The 22,104-nt window shown below is 69.6% G+C and carries 21 protein-coding genes; 10 read left to right on the top strand and 11 right to left on the bottom strand.

Annotated features, from left to right (window positions below; all coding sequences use genetic code 11):
* The first annotated feature begins 9 nt into the window (after nt 1-9).
* From O5I81_RS12210 to O5I81_RS12195, 4 genes are all read left to right on the top strand, one after another.
* Complete coding sequence (locus O5I81_RS12210) at nt 10-1,506, top strand: malonyl-CoA synthase (RefSeq protein WP_271065157.1); 1,497 nt, start codon at nt 10-12, stop codon at nt 1,504-1,506.
* Nucleotides 1,503-3,098 carry an NAD(P)/FAD-dependent oxidoreductase gene (locus O5I81_RS12205; protein ID WP_271065156.1) on the top strand — a complete coding sequence of 532 codons (1,596 nt, stop codon included), beginning with the start codon at nt 1,503-1,505 and terminating at the stop codon, nt 3,096-3,098. The genes O5I81_RS12210 and O5I81_RS12205 overlap by 4 nt, the downstream gene beginning before the upstream one ends.
* Before the next feature lie 152 nt (nt 3,099-3,250).
* Entirely contained in the window at nt 3,251-4,516 is a 1,266-nt protein-coding gene (locus O5I81_RS12200) for a PLP-dependent aminotransferase family protein (protein WP_271065155.1), read from the top strand.
* Nucleotides 4,517-4,573: 57 nt separating this feature from the next.
* Entirely contained in the window at nt 4,574-5,650 is a 1,077-nt protein-coding gene (locus tag O5I81_RS12195) for a zinc-binding dehydrogenase (RefSeq protein ID WP_271065154.1), read from the top strand.
* On the opposite strand, the gene O5I81_RS12190 is transcribed toward O5I81_RS12195, so the two are convergent.
* The 6 genes from O5I81_RS12190 to O5I81_RS12165 all read right to left on the bottom strand — a co-directional run bounded on the left by O5I81_RS12190 (nt 5,651) and on the right by O5I81_RS12165 (nt 11,784).
* Nucleotides 5,651-6,745, bottom strand: coding sequence for an HPP family protein (locus O5I81_RS12190; protein ID WP_271065153.1), 1,095 nt, complete (start codon nt 6,743-6,745; stop codon nt 5,651-5,653).
* A 321-nt stretch (nt 6,746-7,066) separates the two neighbouring features.
* Nucleotides 7,067-7,827, bottom strand: a protein-coding gene (locus O5I81_RS12185; RefSeq protein WP_271065152.1) for an IS5 family transposase whose coding sequence is annotated in 2 segments (ribosomal slippage) — nt 7,067-7,503 and nt 7,503-7,827 — 762 coding nt in all. Because the reading frame shifts where the segments join, the coding sequence is not laid out codon by codon here.
* 79 nt (nt 7,828-7,906) lie between these two features.
* Nucleotides 7,907-8,713: an arylamine N-acetyltransferase gene (locus tag O5I81_RS12180; protein ID WP_271065151.1), complete on the bottom strand. Its 807-nt coding sequence runs from the start codon at nt 8,711-8,713 to the stop codon at nt 7,907-7,909.
* A complete protein-coding gene (locus O5I81_RS12175; protein WP_271065150.1) occupies nt 8,710-9,093 on the bottom strand; it encodes a DUF1801 domain-containing protein in 384 nt (127 codons plus the stop codon). Before O5I81_RS12175 ends, O5I81_RS12180 begins: the two co-directional genes overlap by 4 nt.
* A 206-nt stretch (nt 9,094-9,299) precedes the next feature.
* Entirely contained in the window at nt 9,300-10,508 is a 1,209-nt protein-coding gene (locus O5I81_RS12170) for an LLM class flavin-dependent oxidoreductase (RefSeq protein ID WP_271065149.1), read from the bottom strand.
* Nucleotides 10,509-10,770: 262 nt separating this feature from the next.
* Nucleotides 10,771-11,784, bottom strand: a complete 1,014-nt coding sequence (locus O5I81_RS12165; RefSeq protein ID WP_271065148.1) for a DNA topoisomerase IB — start codon at nt 11,782-11,784, stop codon at nt 10,771-10,773.
* A gap of 119 nt (nt 11,785-11,903) precedes the next feature.
* Between O5I81_RS12165 and rlmJ the strand changes: the two genes are divergently transcribed.
* Both rlmJ and O5I81_RS12155 read left to right on the top strand, forming a co-directional pair.
* Nucleotides 11,904-12,725 (top strand): 23S rRNA (adenine(2030)-N(6))-methyltransferase RlmJ, encoded by an 822-nt coding sequence (gene rlmJ, locus O5I81_RS12160; protein ID WP_271065147.1) that lies wholly within the window; start codon nt 11,904-11,906, stop codon nt 12,723-12,725.
* A 94-nt stretch (nt 12,726-12,819) separates the two neighbouring features.
* Complete coding sequence (locus O5I81_RS12155) at nt 12,820-13,398, top strand: hypothetical protein (RefSeq protein ID WP_271065146.1); 579 nt, start codon at nt 12,820-12,822, stop codon at nt 13,396-13,398.
* A 246-nt stretch (nt 13,399-13,644) separates the two neighbouring features.
* Here the strand turns inward: O5I81_RS12155 and O5I81_RS12150 are convergent, their stop codons facing one another.
* Both O5I81_RS12150 and meaB read right to left on the bottom strand, forming a co-directional pair.
* Entirely contained in the window at nt 13,645-14,070 is a 426-nt protein-coding gene (locus tag O5I81_RS12150) for a hypothetical protein (RefSeq protein WP_271065145.1), read from the bottom strand.
* Nucleotides 14,071-14,124: 54 nt separating this feature from the next.
* Nucleotides 14,125-15,105: a methylmalonyl Co-A mutase-associated GTPase MeaB gene (gene meaB, locus O5I81_RS12145; RefSeq protein ID WP_271065144.1), complete on the bottom strand. Its 981-nt coding sequence runs from the start codon at nt 15,103-15,105 to the stop codon at nt 14,125-14,127.
* A 196-nt stretch (nt 15,106-15,301) separates the two neighbouring features.
* Here meaB and O5I81_RS12140 point away from each other — a divergent pair, with 196 nt between their 5' ends.
* From O5I81_RS12140 to O5I81_RS12130, 3 genes are read left to right on the top strand one after another with little or no spacing between them, the layout of a single operon-like run.
* Nucleotides 15,302-15,832: a DUF4112 domain-containing protein gene (locus O5I81_RS12140; protein WP_271065143.1), complete on the top strand. Its 531-nt coding sequence runs from the start codon at nt 15,302-15,304 to the stop codon at nt 15,830-15,832.
* Nucleotides 15,833-15,874: 42 nt separating this feature from the next.
* Nucleotides 15,875-16,285, top strand: a complete 411-nt coding sequence (locus tag O5I81_RS12135; protein WP_271065142.1) for a DUF4112 domain-containing protein — start codon at nt 15,875-15,877, stop codon at nt 16,283-16,285.
* A gap of 57 nt (nt 16,286-16,342) precedes the next feature.
* Complete coding sequence (locus O5I81_RS12130) at nt 16,343-17,182, top strand: SDR family oxidoreductase (RefSeq protein ID WP_271065141.1); 840 nt, start codon at nt 16,343-16,345, stop codon at nt 17,180-17,182.
* On the opposite strand, the gene O5I81_RS12125 is transcribed toward O5I81_RS12130, so the two are convergent.
* The 3 genes from O5I81_RS12125 to O5I81_RS12115 form a co-directional block, all read right to left on the bottom strand.
* The gene (locus O5I81_RS12125) at nt 17,159-17,605 is read right to left on the bottom strand and encodes a hypothetical protein (RefSeq protein WP_271065140.1); all 447 of its coding nucleotides are present in this window, start codon (nt 17,603-17,605) and stop codon (nt 17,159-17,161) included. The genes O5I81_RS12130 and O5I81_RS12125 overlap by 24 nt on opposite strands.
* Nucleotides 17,606-17,697: 92 nt before the next feature.
* Complete coding sequence (gene scpA, locus O5I81_RS12120; RefSeq protein ID WP_271065139.1) at nt 17,698-19,857, bottom strand: methylmalonyl-CoA mutase; 2,160 nt, start codon at nt 19,855-19,857, stop codon at nt 17,698-17,700.
* Nucleotides 19,858-19,860: 3 nt separating this feature from the next.
* Nucleotides 19,861-21,294 (bottom strand): methylmalonyl-CoA mutase family protein, encoded by a 1,434-nt coding sequence (locus O5I81_RS12115; protein WP_271065138.1) that lies wholly within the window; start codon nt 21,292-21,294, stop codon nt 19,861-19,863.
* A 150-nt stretch (nt 21,295-21,444) separates the two neighbouring features.
* On the opposite strand from O5I81_RS12115, the gene O5I81_RS12110 reads away from it, so the two are divergent.
* The gene (locus O5I81_RS12110; RefSeq protein WP_271065137.1) at nt 21,445-22,101 is read left to right on the top strand and encodes a 50S ribosomal protein L11 methyltransferase; all 657 of its coding nucleotides are present in this window, start codon (nt 21,445-21,447) and stop codon (nt 22,099-22,101) included.
* Nucleotides 22,102-22,104 lie beyond the last annotated feature (3 nt).

The raw sequence follows: 22,104 nt of genomic DNA, 5'->3' as shown, positions 1-22,104 counted from the left end.
CAGAGGGCCATGAATCTGCTCTTTGATACCCTCACGGGCGTCGGCGCGGCCGATGCGCCCTTTCTGGAACGGCCCGATGGCTCGGTCATCACCTATGGCGATCTGGATGCGTTGACCGGGCGGTGGGCGAACGCCCTTGTCCAGCGTGGCGTGAAACCGGGCGACCGGGTGGCGGTGCAGGTCGAGAAGAGCCCCGAGAACCTGATCCTCTATCTGGCCACGGTGCGGGCCGGGGCCGTCTTCCTGCCGCTGAATACGGCCTACACCCTGTCGGAACTCTTCTACTTCGTCAGTGACGCCGAGCCGGCGCTGATCGTCTGCGACCCCACGGTCGCGCCCCGAGTTGTCGAGTTCGGCATGACCGCGACCCTCGATGCGACGGGGCAGGGGAGCCTTGCTGATCTGGCGGCGGCGAGCAACCCGTCTTTCGACACCGTGGCGCGCGGGCCCGAGGACCTGGCGGCCATCTGCTACACCTCAGGGACCACCGGGCGGTCCAAAGGGGCGATGCTGACGCATGGCAATCTGACAGCCAATGCGCGGACGCTGGTGAAGCTCTGGCAGTTCACGGCAGCCGACGTGCTGATCCACGCCCTGCCGATCTATCATGTGCATGGGCTGTTCGTGGCGACCAACGTCATCATGGCGGCGGGGGCGTCGATGGTCTTCCGGGCCAGGTTCGACGCGGCCGAGGTTCTCAGCCTGATGCCGCGCGCCAGCAGCCTGATGGGCGTGCCGACCTTCTACACCCGGTTGCTGGACCAGCCGGGGCTGACGGCTCAGGCGACGGCGGGCATGCGGCTGTTCATCTCGGGTTCGGCGCCCTTGCTGGCCGAGACGCATCGGGAGTTCGAGGCGCGGACGGGGCAGGTGATCCTCGAGCGCTACGGCATGACCGAGACGGGGATGAACACCTCCAATCCGTATGACGGCGCGCGGGTGGCCGGGACCGTGGGGCCGCCGTTGCCGGATGTGTCGCTGCGGATCAGCGATCCGGAGACGGGCGCGGCGGTGGCGATCGGCGAGATCGGCATGATCGAGGTGCGGGGGCCGAATGTGTTCGCCGGCTACTGGCGAATGCCGGAGAAGACGGCGGCGGAGTTCAAGCCGGGCGGCTGGTTCATCACCGGCGATCTCGGGAAGATCGATGAGGCGGGGTACGTCCACATCGTCGGGCGCGGCAAGGATCTGATCATCACGGGTGGGCTGAATGTCTATCCCAAGGAGGTCGAGGCGGAGATCGACGCCTTGCCCGGCGTCGTCGAGAGCGCGGTGATCGGGCTGGCGCACGCCGACTTCGGCGAGGCGGTGACGGCGGTGATCGCCACCGGCGGCAAGGCCGGGCTTACCGAAGAGGCGGTGCTGGCGGCGCTGGCGGAACGGCTGGCGCGGTTCAAGCAGCCCAAGCGGGTGCTGTTCGTCGATGACCTGCCGCGCAACGCCATGGGGAAGGTGCAGAAGGCCCTGTTGCGCGAAACCCATGCGGGGCTGTACGGGGGCTCATGAGCGACATCATCATCATCGGCGGCGGTCACAACGGGCTGACCTGCGCCTTCTATCTGGCCAGCGCGGGGCTGAAGGTCACCGTGCTGGAGAAGCGGGCTGTGGTCGGCGGGGCGGCGGTGACCGAGGAGTTCCATCCGGGCTTCCGCAACAGCGTGGCGGCCTACACGGTCAGCCTGCTCAATCCCAAGGTCATCCGCGATCTGGACCTGCCGCGCCACGGGCTGAAGGTGGTCGAGCGCAAGGCGGCCAACTTCCTGCCGGTCAGCGATACCGACAGCCTGGTCACCGGCGAGGGGCGGACCCATGCCGAGGTGGCGCGGTTCTCGGCCAAGGACGCGGCGAACCTCGACGCCTACAACGACCGGCTGGACCGTATCGCCGATGTGCTGCGCGACATCGTCCTGCAGACGCCGCCCGACATGGTCGAGGGCGGCTGGCTGCAGGCGCTGCCGGAGCTTCTGAAAAGCGCGTCGCTCGGGAAGATGGTTTCGAGCCTGGATACGACGGCGCGTCGGGACCTGCTGGCGCTGTTCTCGCAGTCGGCGGGGGACTGGCTGGACGGCTGGTTCGAGAGTGATCCGATCAAGGCGGTGCTGGGCTTCGACGGCATCGTCGGCAACTTCGCCAGCCCCTACACGCCGGGCTCGGCCTACGTGCTGCTGCACCACGTGTTCGGCGAGGTGAACGGCAAGAAGGGCGCCTGGGGCCATGCCATCGGCGGCATGGGGGCGATCAGCCAGGCGATCGCCTCGGCGGCGCGCGAGAAGGGCGTCGAGATCCGCACCGGCGTCGGGGTGGCCGAGGTGCTGACCCAGAACGGCCGGGCCGTGGGCGTGGTCACCGACAGCGGCGAGACCCTGCGGGCGCGGGCGGTGGTGTCGAACATCCACCCCAAGCTGCTGTATCAGCGGCTGCTCGACCCGGCCCTGCTGCCGGGCGATTTCAACGAGCGGATCGAGCGCTATCGGTCGGGCTCCGGGACGTTCCGGATGAACGTGGCGCTGAGCCAGCTGCCTAAGTTCACCTGCCGGCCGGACAACGGCGACCACATGACCGCCGGCATCATCATGGCGCCGAGCCTGGCCTATATGGAGAAGGCCTATTTCGACGCCCGGCAGACCGGGTGGTCGAAGGAGCCGATCGTCGAGGTGCTGATCCCCTCGACGCTGGACGACAGTCTGGCGCCGGCGGGTCAGCATGTGGCCAGCCTGTTCTGCCAGCATGTCGAGCCGACGCTGTCGGGCGGCCGGTCGTGGGATGACCACCGCGAGGAGGTGGCCGACGTCATGATCGCCACGGTCGACAAATGGGCGCCGGGGTTCAAGGCCTCGGTGCTGGGCCGCCAGATCAAGAGCCCGCTCGACCTGGAGCGCGACTTCGGTCTGGTCGGTGGCGATATCTTCCATGGCACCCTGGGGCTGGACCAGCTGTTCTCGGCGCGGCCGGTGCTGGGGCACGGGGCGCACCGGGGGCCGCTCAAGGGGCTCTACATGTGCGGCGCGGGCACCCACCCGGGCGGCGGCGTGACCGGCGCGCCGGGGCACAATGCGGCGCGGGAAATCCTCAAGGATGCCAAGCGGCGGGCATTCTGAGGGCTTTCCAAGGTGGGGCGATCGCGCTAGTCGTGGCGTTATGAAGACCGGCGCACACCGTTACGTATGAAGCTCCTGAACTGATCAGGCTCGACGCCGCGCGTGCGGCAGATGGGCGGCCAGGCCGCCAGACTTCATCCGGACTTCCTCTCATGACCTCGACCGCTCCCGCCAACGCCCCCGATTGGGCCGCCCGTTTCAGCGACCGCATGGCCCGTGTCCGCGCCAGCGAGATCCGCGAGTTGCTCAAACTGCTGGACCAGCCCGACATCCTGTCGTTCGCCGGCGGCATTCCCGACCCGGACCTGTTCCCGATCGAGCGGATCGAGGCCTGCTTCGGCGAGGTGCTGTCCGACCCGGCGCAGGCGCGGCAGGCGCTGCAGTATTCGGTCAGCGAGGGCTATCTGCCGCTGCGCCAGTGGATCGCCGAGCGGATGACCCGGGACGGCATGCCGTGCGAGCCGCGGAACATCATGATGACAGCCGGTTCGCAGCAGGGACTGGACCTGCTGGGCAAGCTCCTCTTGAGCGTCGGCGATACCGTGATGACGGCGCGGCCGACCTATCTCGGGGCGCTGCAGGCGTTCAACGGCTACCAGCCGGAATACATGGACCTGCCCGAAGGGGCGCTGACCGGCGAGGCCGACGCGGTGCTGGCGGCGCGGCGGCCGGCGGTCGGCTATTTCGTGCCCGACTTCGCCAATCCGACCGGCGCCAGCCTGACCCTGGAGGAGCGCCAGGCCCTGCTCGACCTGGCGGGCCGGCTGGACATGACCCTGATCGAGGACGCCGCCTACCGCGAGCTGCGCTTCGCCGGCGAGCCGCTGCCGACCCTGCTGGCGCTCGACATCGCGCGGGCCGGGTCCATCGAGGCGGCGCGGACGCTGTATTGCGGCACCTTCTCCAAGACCCTGTCGCCGGCCTTGCGGATCGGCTGGATCACCGGGCCGGCGGTGGTCATCGAAAAGCTGGTGCTGCTGAAACAGGGGGCGGACCTGCATGTCTCGACGATCAACCAGATGGTCGCCGAGCGGGTGGTGTCCGAAGGCTATGACCAGCACCTGGGCCGGCTGCGCGCCGCCTATGCCGCCAAGCGGGAGACCCTGCTGGCGGCGCTGGACCGCCACATGCCGGCCGGCGTCACCTGGACACCGCCGGAGGGGGGGATGTTCGTCTGGCTGACCCTGCCCGAAGGGATGGACGGCAAGGTGCTGCTCGAACGGGCGCTGACCGAGGAGCGGGTCGCCTTCGTGCCCGGCGCGCCCTTCTTCGCCGAGGTGGCGTCGGACAACTGCATCCGGCTCAGCTACTCCCTGCCCAATGACGCCGACCTTGAGGAAGGCGTGCGGCGGCTGGGGCGGCTGATCGGGCGGGGCCAAGAATCCGCGCGGGCTTCCGCCACGACAGTCTTTTCCTGATCGCCGCATTCGGTATCGTCCCTGCCGAGCCGCGTCAGACGGCCAAGGGAGATTGCTATGCGCGCCGTGGTTCGCCGTTCGGGACAGCTTGTCTGTGACGAGATCACCCAGCCGACGCCGGGGCCCGGCCAGACTCTGGTCAAGACGCTGCTGTGCGGCATCTGCGGGTCGGACCTGCATGCGCTGCACTACCTCGACCACATGGTCGAGCTGACCCGCAAGGCGGGCGGGCGCGACAGCATGGACCCGAAGGCCGACATGGTGTTCGGCCATGAATTCTGCGCCGAGGTCATCGAGCACGGCCAGGGCGGCGGGCGGTTCAAGCCGGGCACGCGGGTGGTCTCCATCCCGATGACCTTCGGGCCGCAAGGCTTTGAAGCCGTGGGCTATTCCAACAACTTCCCGGGCGGGTTCGCCGAGTACATGGCCCTGACCGAGGCCATGCTGCTGGAGGTGCCGAATGGGCTGGCGACGGATCTGGCGGCGCTGACCGAGCCGATGGCGGTCGGGGCGCACGCGGTGGAACAGGCTGACCTGCAGCCGGGCAGCGCCAGCCTCGTTCTGGGTTGCGGGCCGGTCGGGCTGGCGGTGATCGCGGCGCTGAAGCTGCGCGGGCACGGGCCGATCATCGCCGCCGACTTCTCGCCGGCCCGGCGGAAGCTGGCCGAAAAGCTGGGCGCCGATGTGGTGGTCGATCCGGCCGAGGGATCGCCGCACCTGAAGTGGGCCGACTTCGGGGTGCCATCGACCCTGATGGAGCACGCGATGGCGCGGATGTCAGGGCAGCTCAAGGGCCGTTCGGTGGTGTTCGAATGCGTCGGCTCGCCCGGCGTGCTGCAGAGCGTCATCGAGGGCTGTCCGCCCGGGTCGCAGATCCTGGTGGCCGGGGTCTGCATGGAGGCCGACAGGATCGAGCCGTCGCTGTGCATCAACAAGCAGCTCGATCTGAAGTTCGTGCTCGGCTACACGCCCGAGGAATTCGCCGCCACCCTGCATGACATCGCCGAGGGGCGGCTGGACGTGGCGCCGCTGATCACCGGCACTGTCGGGCTGTCGGGGGTGGCGAAGGCCTTCACCGACCTCAAGGATCCCGAGGCGCATGTGAAGATCCTGGTGAATCCGTCGCTGGCCTGATCAGGCGCTGGCGGCGACGGCTTCGGCCACCCTTGCCCGGTACAGGGCGGCGAGCAGGTCGGTCTGGGTGACCATGCCGACGACCCTGCGGTCCTCGTCGAGGATCATGACCTCGCGCCATTCGCCGTGCGAGAGGACGGGCAGCAGTTCGTCGATGGCGGTGGCCGCACCAGCCGTGGGCGGGTTTTGCTCCATGACCTCGAGGACCGGGCCCTCGCCGCCGGCCAGCAGGATGGCGCGGGTGATCAGGCCGAGCAGGCGGCCGTCGCTGTCGAGCACCGGGGCGGAGCGGAAGTCGTGGCCGGCCAGCAGGGCGCGGGCCTCGGCCTGGCTCGCGTCCGGGCCGATGCTGACGACATGGCGGGACATGATGTCGGCGCAGGATATGGCCCCGTGCAGGCGGCGATGGGCCTGGACCTCGACCTGGCGGAACAGGGCGTCGAGGTCTTCGCGGGAGACGTCGAGCAGCTCGCCGTAGTGGCGCAGGGCCGCGTCGATGTCGGCCAGGGTGAAGCCGACGCGGGCGTCGGGGACCGGGTCGGCGGTGTTGTGCGGGGCCGGCGGCAGGGCGTGGGCGACGTGCGGGTAGGAGCGGCCCGACAGGCTGTTGAAGACCAGGGCCACGGCCAGCAGCAGGAGCGAGTTGAGCGCCACGGGGACCAAAACGAAGCTGTAGCCGGCGGCCAGCACGGCCGGGCCGCCGACCACCGTGGTCAGGGCGACGGCGCCGCCGGGCGGGTGCAGGCAGCGACAGAGGCTCATCAGCAGGATGGCGCTGGCCACGGCGGCGGCGGCGGCCAGGGTGGGGTCGGCGATCAGCTTGACGCAGGTGACGCCGGCCAGGCCGGAAAGGATGTTGCCGCCGATGATCGACCAGGGCTGGGCCAGCGGGCTGGCGGGCACGGCGAACAGCAGCACGGCGCTGGCCCCCATCGGCGCGATCAGCAGCGGCAGGGCGCCGGCGTCCCGGATGACGAGGTGCGTGACCAGGCCGGTGACGGCGATGCCGATAAGCGCACCGACGAAGGCCTTCAGGCGCTCTTTGAGCGGCTGGGCCGGCGCCTGCGGGAGGAATCTGCGGAGGTAGGCGAGCATCGTGCGGCTGTCTTGGGCAGGATTGGCCGGGAATCCAAGCCGGATGAGCCGGCGGGCTTATCGAAGCGGCCTACCATTATAGCACGCCGCCGGCCGCCAAGCGGCGAATGCGGTCGGCTCGCCCTTGAATTCATTGAGGAACCGTGGGTCCGGTCGTGGGGCGAGGCGCGGGGATCGTAGGTTCGGACGTAGGTGCTGCGTAGGTCGGCGGTCTGTGATTGTGGGCCGGTTTGTGATCGCTCAAGCCTACAGATCCGGGCCTTGGACGAAGCGCTCAAAATGGGGCGAAAACAATATGTCTAGGCTGTAGGGACGATTTAATCATTTGAGCCAGAGCATGATGCAGGCGAGCTTTACGAAGCCCATGAAGGTTTGGGCGAGCTTGTCGTAGCGGGTGGCGATGCGCCGGCAGTGCTTGATGCGGCTGAAGAAGCGCTCGATGCGGTTGCGCTCTTTATAGATGTCCTTGTCGTAGCTGTGCTTGCGCAGGCGATTGCGGCGCGGCGGCACGACCGGATCACCACCTTGCTCGATGACCTTCGCGTAGAGGGGGTGGGAGTCATAGGCCTTGTCGGCGATGAGATGCTGGGCGGCCAGTCCGTCGATCAGATCGCTGGCCGGAGCCACGTCATTCTGCTGTCCTGGGCCGAGCATCAGCCGGATCGGCAGACCCAGGGCGTCTACGCCGGCGTGGATTTTGGTGCCGAATCCGCCGCGAGAACGGCCAAGCGCCTGGGCGTCCGGGCCCCCCTTTTTCGCCGCGCTCCAGCGGCTTGGGCGTGGGCCCGAATGACCGTGGCGTCGAGCATCACCCATTCCAGGTCAGGGTCCGCCGCCACCGCCGCAAAGATCTTGTCCAGCACGCCCTTCTCGACCCACCGGTAGTATCGCTTCTTGGCTCGTTCAACGGGCCCAAAGCGCTCGGGCAGATCCTTCCACCGGGCCCCCGAACGGGCCATCCACAACAGGGCGTCGATGAACAGACGCCCGTTGCTGCGCGGGCCCCGCTTGCCCTTGCGCCCACCTGGCACAAACGGCTCGATCCGAGCCCACTGATCGTCCCGCAGAACCTCGCCTTCCAAGGCCGCCTCCAAAAAGCAGCTTTGAATCAGAACCCGGAATCCATGGGAATCCTAAATCGTCCCTACAGCCTAGACATATTCATGTTCCAAACAGCGCCTCGTGGCGGGCCGTGATAGCCGGCCAGAGGCTGGCCGCCTCCGGGAGGTCCAGGGCGAAGTCGGCCTTCAGGGTGGCGACATAGTCGTCGGCGTCGGCGATCAGGCGGTCGAGGGTTTCGGTGGCGGTGAGGGTCCGCAAGGATCGGCCGCGCATCAGCAGCAGGCGGTCCGGGCGATGGCGCTGGACGACGGCGTTCTGGACGAAGCCGGAGGCGGGGTCCGACTGCAGCCACAGGCAGCGGGCAGCCATGGCGGCCTCGTCGGCGGGGGCGTTTTGGAAGTCGAAGCTGGGGGCGCCGCCGGCCGGATGGTTGTGCAGCCGCCACCAGCCGTCGGCCATGGCCTCGAGCCTGTAGGGAAACAGGCCGCCTTCGATGGGGCCGGCGATGATGGGGTAGGGATCGAGCGGCCCGTCGCCGAAGCCGACGTCGGCCAGCCAGGGGCCTTCGGGCAGGTCGACGCGGAGGATCAGGTGGTTGCTGACGGCGATGTCGCCGTCCTGCTCGCGGCGGACGCCGGCCATCATGCGGGTGACCGAAAAGCCGATCTCGGAGAGAGCCCAGCCGAGGAGGCCGTTCATCTCGTAGCACCAGCCGCCGCGCCGGCGGCTGACGATCTTGTCGAAGGCGGCGGCCGGGTCGGTGACGACCGGGCGGCCCAGCTGGACGTCGAGGTTCTCGTAGGGGATGGCGAAATGGTGGGCGCGATGGATGGCCCGCAGGGTGGCGAGGTCCGGGGCGACGGGGCCGGCGTAGCCAATGCGGTCGAGATAGGCGTCGAGGGTCACAGGCGGTCCCGGATGTCGGCGTAGGCGGCCGTGATCAGGGCCTGGAGGGCGGGCTCGTCGATGGGCTGGCCCCAGCGGATCTTGACGTGGCGCATGCGCTTGCCGGCGCCTTCGAGCAGGCGGTGCGGGTCGGGCAGCTCGGCGCCGAAGTAGAAGCCGACGGCGGCGTGGGCGGTGAAGGCGGCCACATAGGCGAAAGCCGCCTCGCCGGCGCAGGCGGTGGGGTGGCCGTCGTGCATCAGCTCGCGGACGTCCGGGCCGGCGGCGCGCAGGGCTTCGAACCAGGGGCGGGCGAGCTGGCGGATGGGGTCGGGCGCGGCGAGCCAGGCCTCGACCTCGGGGTCGCGTTCGGCGGCGGAGGGGAAGAGGAAGAGGGGCACGGAGGGGAGATTGTGCGGCGATGGGGGCGGAGTCGAGGGGGGACGGGTTCGGCGCGCAGCGCTGTACCTGTCCCCGGCTTGCGGAGGCGTTTGGAGCTGGCGCGGTCCAGCCGCAGCTCGAACCGGCTGGCGTGCGCTTGAACTGTGGCCGGCGCTGACCGGGGACAGGTAGCGCGCTTGCGCGCGCAACCCGTCCCCACGCCCCCCTATTCCGGCTTCTTGGCCATGCCCATGGCTTCGAGGATCTCGGGGCGGATGTTGTCCGTGCCCTTTTCCTGGATATGCTGGGCCACGCGGGCGCCGACGGCGGCCATGGCCTCGCCGATGAAGCGCGGGCGGTTCTCGGCGGCCCAGTTCAGCGAGGTCTCGCGGTTTTCGTTGAGGCCCTGGAACTTCGGGGCGACGTAGCGGGCGAAGAGTTCGTAGGACTTCTTCTTGTTGTCCCATTCGGCCCAGTTGTGATCCATGAACAGGAAGGCGCCGAAGCCGCCCGACTGCTTCTGCAGGCGCTCGATCTGGGCGATGGCGTCTTCCGGCGTGCCGATGACCGCCATGCCGGAGGCGATCAGGGCGTCGACCGGATCCGACCCGTCCTGCGGGGCCAGCGGCAGGGCGGCGACCTCGCGGAAGTAGTAGAGCCAGTCGTCGAGGCCGAAGCGGACCTGGGCGCGGGCCTCCTCGCGGGTGGCGGCGATGTGCATCGGGCCGACCAGGCGCCAGCCGTTGCGATCGACGGTCGTGCCGGCGTCCTTCGCCGCTTCCTCGGCGATGGCCCAGTTGGAGGCCAGGGCGTTGAAGCCGCCCGACTGGGTGGCGCCGATGCTGAGCATGCCGATGCCGTGACGGCCACAGGCCTTGGCGCCGGTGGGCGAGACCTGGCTGGCGGCGCAGATCTCGACGCTGGGCCGCGAGTAGGGGGTCATCTGCAGGCGGGCTTCCTGCAGGGTGAACCAGTCGGTGATCTTGGTGACCTGCTCGCCGCGCAGCAGCGGCACGAGCACGTCGAGGGCCTCGTCCATGCGGTCGCGCTGGGCGCTGACCGGGATGCCCATCATGAAGGCGTCGGAGGGCAGGGCGCCCGGGCCGCAGCCCAGCATCACCCGGCCGCGGGTGATGTGGTCGAGCTGGTTGATGCGGTCGGCCAGCATCAGGGGGTGGTGGTAGGGCAGGGAGGAGACGCCGGTGCCGAGGCGGATGTGCTTTGTGCGCTCGGCGACGGTGGCGATGAACAGCTCGGGGCTGGCGATCAGTTCGTAGCCGGCCGAGTGGTGCTCGCCGATCCAGGCTTCCTCATAGCCGAGGCGGTCCATGTGCTGGACCAGCTCGATATCCCGCTCGAGGGCGAGGGTGGGGTTCTCGCGCAGCGGGTGGAAGGGGGCGATGAAGGCGCCGAAGCGCAGTTTCGGACCGGCCATGATCTGTATCTCCCGATATGTTTTTGGTGATTGATGATCACCTTTACGCGGAGATTCCGGATTGGGAAGGGTGACTTTGCGTCAGGTTTGGGGGACGGGTTGCGCGCGCGAGCGCGCTACCTGTCCCCGGTCGGCGCCGGGGGTTGGGTCAACGCCGTTCCAGCCGCCCGCGTGCAATCCTCTGGAGCGAGCCAAGCCACACCGGCGGCGCAAGCCGGGGACAGGTACGGCGCTTTGCGCCGAACCTGTCCCCCAACAGACGCTAGGTCTTTTCCAGCATCCGGATCACCGCCGTTTCGAAGGCCCGGTCCGATTTGCCGGGCTTCAGGGTGAGGCTCTTGTCGGTGAAGCGGTCGAGCACCAGGGGATGGATGTAGGCCTTGCGGCACACCGCCGGGGTGTTGCCCAGCCGTCTGGCGACGTCCTTCACGCAGGCGGTGAGGGTGGCCTTGGTGGCGGTGGTGTCGGCCTGGACGCAGAGGATGCGCGCCGCTTCCAGCGTGCCGGCCCAGGTGCGGAAGGTCTTGGCGGTGAAATCCTCGCCGGTCGCCGCGCGCAGGTAGTCGTTCACGTCGCCGGAGGTGATGGGGCAGATCGAGCCGTCCTCGGCCCGGTACTGGAACAGGCGCTGGCCGCGCAGGTCCTGGCAGGCCTTGACGATGCGGGCCAGGCGGCGGTCCTCGAAGCGGGTGCTGTGGGTCTTGCCGCTCTTGCCGGTGAATTCGAAGGTTCCGCCGACGGTGCTCAGCCTGGCGTGGCGGTCGCGCAGGGTGGTCAGGCCGAAGCTCTTGTTGGTCCGGGCGTACTCGTCGTTGCCGACCCGGATCAGGGTCTGTTCCAGCAGGCTGATGACGGCGGCGACCACCTTGTCCTTGGGCAGGCCCTTGCGGCGCAGGTCGGCCTCGACCCGCTTGCGCAGGCGGGGCAGGGCGCGGCCGAAGGCGGCGACGCGGCTGAACTTGGCGTCGTCGCGGTGGCGGCTCCAGTCGGCGTGGTAGCGATACTGCTTGCGACCCCGGTCGTCCCGGCCGGTGGCCTGGATATGGCAGCCGGGGCGGGGGGCGATCCAGACGTCGGTCCAGGCCGGCGGGATGACGAGGGCCTCGATGCGGTCGAGGGTGGCGGGCGCCTCGATGCGGCGGCCGATCTGGTCGTAGTAGGCCCAGCCGCCGGCCAGCTTGCGGCGGGTGAAGCCGGGGCCGTCGTCGCTGCAGTAGACGAGGCCTTCGGGCAGGTCCTGAGGCGTGTTTGGCGGGATTTCACCGTCGCGGGCCATCAGGCGGGCGCCTGATTGTGTTTGACCTTGGCGGGGTTTCTGAAAAGACCGGACATTGAACGCCTTCCTCTCAGTCCCAACACCGTTGGCGGGCGGTTGTTCCGGCCCCGGAGTCCGACTTGAACTATCGCCACGCCTTTCACGCCGGGAACTTCGCCGATCTGGTCAAGCACGCCGGGCTGACCCTGTTGCTGGAGGCGCTGATGGCCGAGGGCTCGCCGCTGGTCATCGTCGACACCCATGCGGGGGCGGGGGGCTATGACCTGGAGGGGGAGCTGTCGCGGCGGACGGGCGAGGCGGCGCAAGGGATCTTCCGGCTGATGGAAGCGCCGGCGCCGGCGGCGTTCGACGGCCTGAAGGCGGCGGTGGCGGGGATGAACCCGGGCGGCGGGGTGCGGTTCTATCCGGGCTCGCCGCGGCTGATCGCGGCGGCGCTGCGGCCCGGCGACCGCTACACGGCCTGCGAGGTGCGGGACGACGATCACGCCCTGCTGGCCCAGACCCTGGCGCCGTATCCGGGTGCGCGGGCCGTGCAGGCCGATGGCTATGAGACGGCGCCGGCGACCGTGCCGCCCAAGGGTCGGGCCCTGGTGTTGATCGATCCGCCGTTCGAGCGGCCGGACGACTATCAGCGGATCGCGGCGGCGATGGCGGCGGTGCGGGCCAGGAACCCCCGGGCCGTGGTGGCGGTGTGGTTGCCGCTGAAGGACCTGGAGACCTTCGACGCCTTCCTGCGGTCGATCGAGGGAGCGGCGCCGGACGCCCTGATCGGCGAATGCCGGCTGCGCAAGCTGGACAATCCGATGAAGATGAACGGTTGCGCCCTGGTCATCGCCGGGGCGCCGGCCGGGCTGGAGGGTCCGCTGGGCGAGGTCTGCGCCTGGGTCGCCGGGTTGGGTGAGGGCGAGGGGCGCGGCGAGGCCTGGCGGCTGGACGGCTGATCACGAAATTTCGCACTTGCGAGATAGAAGTCGGTGATATGTTGCGTCGCACAATCGGCGGCTGCTCCCCGGCCGCCTCGCGCGGAGCGATGTCATGACCGTTGACGCCAAACTTCCTGAACTCGATGACGCCACCGCCAAGGCCCTGCGCCTGCCGGTGGGGTTCACCTCGCCCCTGTGGCTGATGATCGGCAGCGCCGCCATGGTCGGGGCGGCCTTCTTCTGGGCCACCAAATGGATGCAGCCGGCGACCGTGGACGCCCTCGCGCCGACGGCCAAGCTGCTGCCCAAGCCGGAGCCGGAGGTCGAGGCGGCCATCGAGAAGGCGGCCGAGGCGGCGCCGGAGCTGGTCGAGGCGGCGGTCGAGCCGGTTGTGGAGGTTGTGGAGGCGCTGATCGAGGCGATGCCGGAACCCGAGGTGGTCTTCGATCCGGTGATCGAGGCGCCGGTGTTTGTGGAGCCGGCGGCGCTGGAGGCGGACGACCTGACGGTGATGACCGGCATCGGGCCGAAGGTGGCGGCCATGCTGGCCGACAAGGGCGTGACGCGGTTTGCCCAGATCGCCGCCTGGAGCGAGGACGAGATCGCCGCCCTCGACAAGGAGCTGAAGCTGATGGGCCGCATCGGCCGCGAGGCCTGGGTGGCGCAGGCGAAGCGGTTGGCGGGGGTTTAGGGTTTACGGACGGCGGCCGATCAGTTCGGCTTTATCATCTCCGGTCGTTTAGCCCGCCCACCGTTGTCATCCTTCGGTCGCGTAGCGATCCGAGGACCCACCCGTCCGCTTGACGGCTGGCGGCTGCCATTGACGTGCGGCCGTCGATGACGGCTTGCCGGGTCCAGCGGGTTCCGCCCTCACGGTGGGTCCTCCGGATTGCGCTGCGCGCAACCGAAGGATGACAGGGTTGGGGGGAGAGGAGACTCAGTTCGGCTTCATGAGCTCCTGCAGGGCCCGTTGGGACGGCGAGTCCGGCCCCACCGCCTCCTCGGAGTTGCCGCAGACGAAGCCGTTGTCGGTGGTCTTGCAGCGCATCTTGCCCTCGTCGGGCCAGGCGCCGGGTGGGGCGTTGGCGTCGCGGCCGGCCTGTTCGGCCCGCTCAAGGGCGGCGCGGTTGGCGGCGGCGCGCTTTTCCTCTTCGGTCGGTGGCGGGGGCGGCGCCTGGCTGGCGCGCCAGCGCTCCATCGCGGCCTGCCATTCGGCGTCTTCCTTCGCCTCCTGTTCCGCAGCCTTGCGCCGGGCCTCTTCCAGGGCGGCGGCGGAGGGGGGCGGGACGACCTGCTGGGTCGCTACCGGCGCATCGTCGGGTTGGGCAATGACCATCAGGAGGGCAAGGGCGAGGCTGAGCATGGGCTCAGGATGCGCACGCGCCCCGTCGCCCGATAGACCGGAAAAGGGGGGCGGTCAGAGCCCGAAGGCGGCCAGCAGCTGGTCGGCGGCCAGGGAGGCGGGGACCTCGCCGGCCAGGACCTGGGCCTCCAGGGCCGGCGCCAGGGCGGCGACCCGCGGATGCTCGCGGAAGGCGCGGCCGAGACGGTCGTTGACCATGGCCCACATCCAGCGGCCGTTCTGGCCGGCCCGGCGGGCGGCGCGCATGCCGTTGGCGGTCATCACCTCGCGGTGACGCTGGATCTGGGCCCAGAGAACGTCGAGGCCGGCGTTGTTGAGGCCCGAGGCGGTGAGCACCGGCGGGGTCCAGTCGGGGTGAGCGGGGGTGAGGATGTGCAGGGCGTTGCGGTATTCGCGCGCCGAGCGCTCGGCGCGGGGCGGGTCGGTGTCGGCCTTGTTGATCAGGATCAGGTCGGCGATCTCGATCAGGCCCTTCTTGATGCCTTGCAGTTCGTCGCCGCCGCCGGGGATGAGCACGGCCATGAACAGGTCGACCATGTCGGCGACGACGGTCTCCGACTGGCCGACGCCGACGGTCTCGACGATGACGACATCGAAGCCGGCCGCCTCGCACAGCAGGATGGCTTCCCGCGTCTTGCGGGCGACGCCGCCGAGCTCGCCGCCGCTGGGGCTGGGGCGGATGAAGGCGCGCGGGTCCATGGCCAGCCGCTCCATGCGGGTCTTGTCGCCGAGGATGGAGCCGCCGGTGCGGGTGGAGCTGGGATCGACGGCGAGGACGGCGACGCGGTGGCCAGCCTCCGTGAGATTGCAGCCGAGGGCCTCGATGGTGGTCGACTTGCCGGCCCCGGGGACGCCGGTGATGCCGAGCCGCTGGGCCTTGCCGGTGTGGGGCATGAGCCGGGCCAGCAGCTGGCGGGCGGCGGCCTGGTGGTCGGTGCGGCGGCTCTCGACCAGGGTGATGGCCTGGGCGAGGGCGGCGCGGTCCCCCGCAATGAGTCGGCTGGCGAGGGCGTCGAGGTCTGGGAGCGGCCGCATGGGCAGGCTTTAGGCGAGGCGAGGGCCGGACGGAAGCCGCCGATGCGGTCAAATTCGCCTGTCGCGGGAAGCGCGAACGGGCGCCGGCAGGCCCAGCGATGAATCCGCTCGGCGCGGCATTCATATTCCGTCAACTATCAGGCACAGTGCCCTGACATGAGGGGCGTCGCGGCTCCGCCGTGACCTGGAGTTGACGATGATCCTGGCCCGTACCCACATCGAGCTGCACAACATCCGCAAGAATGTCGAGCAGATCAAAAAGCTGTCCGACAACATCGTCGGGGTCGGGCCGTTCGGCGTCGGCATGGATACGGCGCTGAACTTCCTGCCCAACATCGGCAAGGTCAATCCGGGCGTCGCCTACAGCGGCCTGGCCGGGGCGCTGCTGGTGCTGCAGGGCATCCGGGCGCGGGCCGCGCCGATGATCCTGATCCAGATGAGCGCCATCCTGGTCGTCGATACCGTGGCGCCGTTGTTCGGCAAGGCCGGGGCGGTGGCCGACGCCCTGTTCACCGGCCACAAATGGGCGGCCGACATGCTGCTCAAGCACATGGAAGAGACCATCTATTTCGAAGGCACGCGGGAAGAGGCGCTGCACACCGTCGAGTACCGCGACCTGATGGGGCGAGTCCGAGCGGGCAAGGAAGACCGGCGGATCATCTTCCTGGGCGGCGACGGCAAGCGACCGAAGCCCATCGACCTGCCGACCATTCCGCCGCAGGTCTGACCCCTACCGGAACCGACAACGTCGTTATACGCTGCGTTCACCATGACCCGTGAACGCGCACACTCCGCCTGGAAGTCCGCCGAGGCGATCAAGACCATCTCCGACCGGGTTATCGGCATCGGGCCGTTCGGCGTCGGGCTGGACGGGCTGTTGACCTGGGTGCCGGTGGCCGGGACGGTCTACAGCGTGGGCGGCGCGGCGTTCCTGCTGTTCGAGGCCCTCCGGGCCGGGGTCGGCATCGCCACCTTCCTGCGCATGCTGACCTACCTGCTGGTCGATAGCGGGGCGAGCGCGGTGCCTGTGCTGGGCTCGGCGGTCGACTTCCTCTGGCAAGGCCACCTGATGGCGGCCACGGCGCTGCAGAAGGACATCGAGGACCGCCACGGCGCCCCCGAAGACGTTCCGCTCAAGAAGCACGCGCGCAAGAAGCCGCGCAGCAAGTACGCGCACTAGGCATTCGGAAAATCGCAGGCGAGACTGACCCCAACGAAAGACGGGGAGAGACGACGCATGGCCGATGAAGAACGCTATGTCCGGCCGCCGAGCGCGGAATCGCAAGGGCTGGCGCCGGGGCGGGGGCGGCTGAAGGGCCGCCGGGTGCTGGTGGTCGGTGGCGGCCAGCGGGTGGTCGACGCGGCGACCGACCCGGTCGGCAACGGTCGGGCGATGAGCCTGCTGTTCGCCAGGGAAGGGGCGCATGTCGCCGTTGCTGACCGCGACGAAGCCAGCGCCGCCGAGACGGTGCGGCTGATCGAGGCCGAGGGCGGCCAGGCGTTCGCCATCGCCGCCGACATTGCCCATGAAACCGACGTCGTGGAGATGGTGGCGTCGGCCGTGCGCGGTCTGGGCGGCCTTGACGGGCTGGCGCTGAACGTCGGCATCGGGCTGGGCGGCCTGGGGCTGGCGGCGACCAGGGCTTCGGACTGGGACACGGTGCTGGCGGTCAACCTGCGCGGGCCGATGCTGTGCTGCCGCGAGGCGTTGCCGGTGATGGAGCCGGGCGGGTCGGTGGTGTTCATCAGCTCGATCGCCGGGCTGGTCGCCGGGTCGCGGTTGCCGGCCTATGATTCGTCGAAGGCGGCGTTGGGCGGGCTGATGCGGCACGTGGCGCTGGAGGGCGCGCGCAAGGGCGTGCGGGCCAACATCGTGGCGCCGGGGCTGGTCGATACGCCGCTGGGCCGGGCGGCGACGCAGGGGCGGCCGAGCCGGGGCAGGTCGCCGACGCCGTTCGGGCGCCAGGCGACGGGCTGGGAGGTGGCCTATGCGGCGCTGTTCTTCATCGGCGAGGAGAGCGTCTATGTGACGGGGCAGACGCTGGCGGTGGATTCAGGGCTGACGGGGATCAGCTAGGGCCGTCTCGCCGCGAGGGAGGCCGTAGGCTACCCACCAGACCGCAAGTCCTGTGATGGCGCCAATGACCGGACCTGCGAAGATCCACTGCGTCTCGCCCCCGCGGCCGCCGAGCGCGATGCCGGCCGCCGCGCCGCACAGCAGGCCGACCCCGGCCGCGACCTTGGGCGTGGCCAGCCGCCAGTGATGCAGCAACCCCCAGGCGGCGAAGGCAGCCAGCAGGAAGGGCCAGCCCATGAGCAGGCCCATGACCGGCCCGGCCGTCCAGGCGGTGACGGCGGCGCTGATCATGTCGGCGTCCGGGCCGGTCGAGGTGAAGGCGTCGCCGATCATGATCAGGTTGGCGAGGATCAGCGAGGGCAGCAGCCAGGCGGTGACGGCGGCGAAGGTGATGCGTTGGGGTGAGAGACGGGGGGCGGGCATGGTGGGGCTCCTGTGCTGGAGCTTCTTCTGCTCGCGAGCCATCAACCGGCGCGGGACGAACTGTGCAGAGGCTGTGAAGCCTCCGCGCGCTTCTATTCCGCCGCCGCCGCCTGCTCATAGCCGAGCTGTCGGTTGAGCTTCTCGAGGAGGTCGATGGCGGCCTCCGCGATCACCGTGCCCGGCGGGAAGATGGCGGCGACGCCGGCAGCTTCGAGTGCGGGCCAGTCCTGCTGCGGGATGACGCCGCCGATCACCGTCATGATGTCGGGGCGGCCCTGTTTGGCCAGCTCCTCCTTCAGTTCCGGGGCGAGGGTCAGGTGGCCGGCGGCCAGGGAGCTGGCGCCGACGACGTGGACGTCGTTCTCGACCGCCTGGCGGGCGGCTTCGGCCGGGGTCTGGAACAGGGGGCCGATGTCGACGTCGAAGCCGAGGTCGGCGAAGGCGGTGGCGATCACCTTCTGGCCGCGGTCGTGGCCGTCCTGGCCCATCTTGGCGATCAGGATGCGCGGGCGGCGGCCGTCGGCCTGCTCGAAGGCGTCGACCATGGCCTTGGCGCGGGCCACGGCGGGGTTGGAGCCGGCTTCCTTCATGTAGACGCCCGTGATCGATTTGATCTCGGCGCGGTGGCGGCCGAAGACCTTTTCCAGAGCATAGCTGATTTCGCCGAGCGTCGCCTTGGCGCGGCCGGCGTCGACAGCGAGGGCCAGCAGGTTGCCGTCGCCACGCGCGCCGTCTTCCAGGGCCTGGAGGGCTCTTTGCGTCTCAGCTTCGTTGCGTTCCGCCTTGAGACGATTGAGCTTTTCCAGCTGCGCCGCACGGACCGCGGCGTTGTCGACCTTGAGCACCGGGATGTCGTCGGCGACTTCCGGGCGGTAGCGGTTGACGCCGACCACGCTCTGGCGATTGGCGTCGATGCGGGCCTGGGTGCGGGCGGCGGCTTCCTCGATGCGGAGCTTCGGCAGACCCTGTTCGATGGCCTTGGCCATGCCGCCGAGGGCTTCGACTTCCTCGATGTGTTCCAGCGCCCGGGCGGCCAGGTCGTGGGTCAGGCGCTCGACGTAGTAGCTGCCGCCCCAGGGGTCGGCGACGCGGGTCGTGCCGCTCTCCAGCTGCAGGAACAGCTGGGTGTTGCGGCTGATGCGGGCCGAGAAATCCGTCGGTAAAGCAAGGGCTTCGTCCAAGGAGTTGGTGTGCAGCGATTGGGTCTGGCCATTGACGGCGGCCATGGCCTCGACGGCGGTGCGGGAGACGTTGTTGAACACGTCCTGGGCGGCCAGCGACCAGCCGGAGGTCTGGCTGTGGGTGCGCAAGGACAGCGAGCGGCTGTCCTTGGGATTGAACTCCCGCTTCATCAGGCGGGCCCAGAGCAGGCGGGCGGCCCGCATCTTGGCCACTTCCATGAAGTAGTTCATGCCGATGGCCCAGAAGAAGCTCAGGCGCGGGGCGAAGACGTCGATGTCCATGCCGGCGGCGACGCCGGCCCGGGCGTACTCGATGCCGTCGGCGAGGGTGTAGGCCAGCTCGAGGTCGGCCGTCGCCCCGGCTTCCTGCATGTGATAGCCGGAAATCGAGATCGAGTTGAACTTCGGCATGTGCGTCGAAGTGTATGAAAAAATGTCCGAAATGATCCGCATGCTGGGGGCCGGCGGGTAGATGTAGGTGTTGCGGACCATGAACTCCTTGAGGATGTCGTTCTGGATGGTCCCGGACAACTTTTCGGGGGGAACGCCCTGTTCCTCGGCGGCGACGATGTAGAGGGCCAGGATCGGCAGGACGGCGCCGTTCATGGTCATCGAGACGCTCATCTTGTCGAGCGGGATGCCGTCGAACAGGGTGCGCATGTCGAGGATGCTGTCGATGGCGACGCCGGCCATGCCGACATCCCCCTTCACCCGCTCATGGTCCGAATCGTAGCCGCGGTGGGTGGCCAGGTCGAAGGCGACCGACAGACCCATCTGCCCCGCGGCCAGGTTGCGGCGGTAGAAGGCGTTGCTGTCCTCGGCCGTCGAGAAGCCGGCGTACTGGCGCACCGTCCAGGGATTGGTGACGTACATCGTCGGGTAAGGGCCACGCAGGAACGGGGCGACGCCCGGGTAGCCGGTCAGGAAGTCGAGATCGGCGGTGTCTTCGGGACCATAGGACGGGGCGACCGAGACGCCTTCGGGCGTGTCCCAGGTCTCGCCCGGCGTGGGGGCGGCGACCTTGAGGTCGGCGTCGAATGGCAGGTCGGCGAAGTTGGGGAAGGTCGACATGGTTCAGGCCTCCTCGAGAGCGGCGGCGAGGCGGACGGGGGCGAGCGGCGGACAGCTGGCCGAGGGGCCAGGGATACGTAGCTCGGGAACCGGCAGGGCGAAGGCGGCGACGTCGGGCGTCTCGACCTCGGCCGGGGTTTCGGCGGCGTTGGGGAAGGCGTTGACGCCGAGGATCTTGCGCGGTGCGGCGAGCCAGGCGTCGCGGGTGGCGATGACGGCCTTGGCGACCACCCCCTTGGTGAGGGCCTCGATCAGGCCGCCCTCGGCCTCGATCGCCTGGAAGCCGCCCCAGGCGGCGCGGGCGATCTGATCGGTCAGGGTTTCGAGGTAGCCGGCGCCGCCGGCCGGGTCGGCCACGCGGCCGAGGTTGGCCTCCTCCATCAACACCAGCTGGGTGTTGCGGCTCTGGCGGCGGGCGAAGGTGGTCGGCAGGCCCAGCGCGTCGGTATAGGCGCCCATGACAATGGCGTCTGCCCCGCCCACGGCCCCGGCGAATCCGGCGGCGGTGAGGCGCAGCAGGTTGGTCCAGGGGTCCTTCTTCGTCAGCATGCGGTGGGAGGTGCGAACCTCGACCGTCGGGGCGACACTGACGCCGCAGGCGGCGGTGACGCGGGCCCAGAGCACCTTGGCGGCGCGCAGCTTGGCGATGCTGGTGAAGTACTCGCCGTCGAGGGAGACGCCGAGGGTGATGGCTCCGAAAGCCTGCTCCATGCTCAGGCCGGCGCGGACCAGGGCCCGGGCGTAGGCGACGGCGGCGGCGGTCATCACCGCCAGTTCTTCGGATTCGCCGCCGCCGGCCTCATGCACCACCGTGCCGCTGGCCAGCATCAGTCTGGCCTTGGGATGGATGCCGAGCAGGCGGGCGCCGACCGTGGCGGCCGAGACCAGGTGGCTCTCCATGGGCCCGGGCGAGGCGCCGGCGCGGGCGAAGGCGCTGAGCGGGTCCATGTGGAAGGCGAGGGGGGCGCCTGGCGCGGCCTTGGCCAGGCTGGCCAGCCAGTCGGCCGCCTTGGGGCCGAGGAAGCCGGCGTCGAGGGCGACGGGGGCGAGATCAAGCAGCACGCCGTCGAGGACGCGGGCCAGGCCCTGCACATCGGCCACGGCGACGCCGTTCCGGCCGGTGGGGTCGATCCGGACGAGGACCGACGCAGCGCCCTGTTCGAGGTCTTTCAGGATATCGGCGTTGGCGCGGGCCGGGTCCGGATGGGCGACGACGGTGCGCAGGTCCCAGGGACGGGTGGCGTCGCGGGCCCGAAGATCGCGCGGGTTCCGCGGGCCCTCGGTGTAGAGCGGCTGGATGGCGATGCCGCCGACGGTGTGGCTGACCAAGGCGTCCTCGAAGGACTGGCCTTTGAGCGTCTTCTCGACGAGGCTGAGCCACGCCTTTTTCGGGGCGGCGGGGAAATCGTCGGCCAGGGACAGGACAGGTCCAGACAAATCGGCGGCTCCAGCAGGGACGTTTACGCGGGCGTCATGCGCCTGTGACGTAAGGAGCGTCAAGCGCCCGGAAGCCGGGTTTACATCCGTGGCGGCTGGTCTAGGGATTGGCTCGAACAGGCCCGTCGGGGCTGTGGGCGGAGCGGTCGCTTGGACCTGAGCGAGTCGGTGCGGGCGGAGGCCAGGGCCTTCATCGAAGCCAATCTGGCGCTGACGCCGGTCGCTGAATTGCCGGGCGTGACGATGCATCTGGCCGGGCCGCGCAGCGGTCTTGCCCGGTTGCAGGCGCTCAACCCCGACTTCGCCATGCCCTACTGGGCGCACATCTGGGGCGGCGGACGGGCGCTGATCCCGTTCCTGGCCGAGCGGCCGGAGGCGGTGGCCGGACGCCGGGTGCTGGACCTGGGCAGCGGGTCGGGTGTGGTCTCTATCGCGGCGGCAAAGGCGAGGGCGGCGCGGATATTCGCCATCGATGTCGATCCCTACGCGGTGGTGGCCACGGAGCTGAACACAGGCTTGAACGGGGTTTCGGCGACCTGTCTGTGGGGCGACGCCGCCACCACGCCGTTGCCGCCGGTCGATGTCCTGCTGGTCGGGGATGTCTTCTATGAATACGGCCTGGCCGAGAAGATGACGGCCTTGCTGGACGGCTGCCTGGCGGCGGGGCAGGAGGTTCTGGTCGGCGATCCGCTGCGAGAGTTCCTGCCCATGGACCGGCTGGAGGCGCTGGCGACCTATGAGGCGCGGGACTTCGGCTCGGCCGCGCCGGGGCCGGCGGCGGTGTTCCGCTACACCGCCGCGAAGTGACCC

The sequence above is a fragment of the Caulobacter sp. NIBR1757 genome, assembly GCF_027912495.1.
In the GTDB taxonomy this organism is placed as follows: Bacteria; Pseudomonadota; Alphaproteobacteria; order Caulobacterales; family Caulobacteraceae; genus Caulobacter.
Note: the sequence above shows the minus strand (reverse complement) of the source record. Positions and strands in the feature narration are given on the sequence as shown.